The 1,301-nt window shown below is 38.1% G+C and carries 2 protein-coding genes; one reads left to right on the top strand and one right to left on the bottom strand.

Translation table 11 applies throughout. The features are described 5' to 3' along the window. Positions 1-271 precede the first annotated feature (271 nt). On the bottom strand, positions 272-499 hold the full coding sequence (locus ACO6UY_RS24690; protein ID WP_422444017.1) for a hypothetical protein: 228 nt from the start codon (positions 497-499) through the stop codon (positions 272-274). A 297-nt stretch (positions 500-796) separates the two neighbouring features. Between ACO6UY_RS24690 and ACO6UY_RS24685 the strand changes: the two genes are divergently transcribed. Continuing rightward, positions 797-1,301: hypothetical protein (locus ACO6UY_RS24685; RefSeq protein WP_422491707.1), on the top strand; the 505-nt coding region annotated here is incomplete at its 3' end.

The raw sequence follows: 1,301 nt of genomic DNA, 5'->3' as shown, positions 1-1,301 counted from the left end.
GCTTGTTTCATTGAAAGACTTATGGGTCAGGTTTCACCATCATCGTTGAACCGCCCGGTGCGGACCCGCATGCCGGGTGCTGTGGGGAGGGTTGGAGAAAGACCAACCCTTACCCGATTTATGCGCGGCTTTGATAGTAAAGCAATTAATCTTTTCTAGTACTTAGATACAGATTTAAAGATTTTTTAAGCTAGAACTATTTAATAAGAAAATCGAATTCAATTTTTTGGATTTATAGCATAGAGAATCTCTCCCTATGCTCATGAAAAATTTAAAATGAATAATCAGATGAAGGTGGTTTTTTGGGAGCCGGTGGCTCAGGCTTAAACATGGAATCTATGTATGCTATTGCTTCAGCTTCTGTATTAAATTCTTTTAAAAAAGTACCATCTGCCGCAAAAACGGAATATGTGACAGTAAGTTCGTAATTATCTCCTGTCTTGTCAATTCTTTGCGCTTTAACGCCGTTTTTGCTGTATATATCGATACTTCGTACCATGATTATTACTTCCAAGTAACAGGTAAAAAATAGATTTTTATATCTGTGTTTTACAGACTGAGGATAATGAAATCAACCCGAATCTACTATTTATTATCTATAGATTACAGAAACCATAATAGTTCGATCATTTACTGAGAAGGTATGGTTGAGTATGAGCGCATAACGCCTGCATAACAGTAATTCCCGCAATAACTAAAATCCCTTTGCTCCCAAGGGCTGGAAGCTTGCGGGACAATTTCAGCTACGCAGTCTAGAATAGAGGATATTTTTGGAAAAATACTCACACATTGTCATATGCCTTCCTCTCATAATCATTCGGTTACCTCTGACCTCATTGATATTGTTTTTGAAAAAGTTCAAGAGATTCCTGACCCTCGCTCACAAAAAGGGCGTTCATCAAATATTTCCATTGCCGATTTTTTTATGTATAGCCTTGGTGTTTTTCATAATAAAAATGCATCATTACTGACCTGCGATGACAAACGAGACCAGCCAACAATTAAAGAAAATGCCAAGAGTTTGTATCACGTTGAACACATACCTTGTGATACCTACCTGAGATCAACTATTGACCTCGTTCAGACAAAACATATTCGTCCACTGTTTCTCGCCTGTCTTGCTTATTGTCAGCGGCGTGGGAAATTGAAACAGTTCCAGTATTTTAAAGAGGGCTACCTGGCTCCCATTGATGGAACACAAACCTTTACGTCAAAGTCCATCAGCTGTAAAAACTGTTGCACAAAAAACGCTGACAACCCTAAAAAAACAACCATTTACTATCATCAGTTATCAGCAATCT

Source organism: Endozoicomonas sp. ALE010, from assembly GCF_049310165.1.
Classification (GTDB): Bacteria; Pseudomonadota; Gammaproteobacteria; order Pseudomonadales; family Endozoicomonadaceae; genus Endozoicomonas.
The sequence above is the reverse complement of the archived record's forward strand: the minus strand, read 5'-3'. Positions and strand labels throughout refer to the sequence as shown.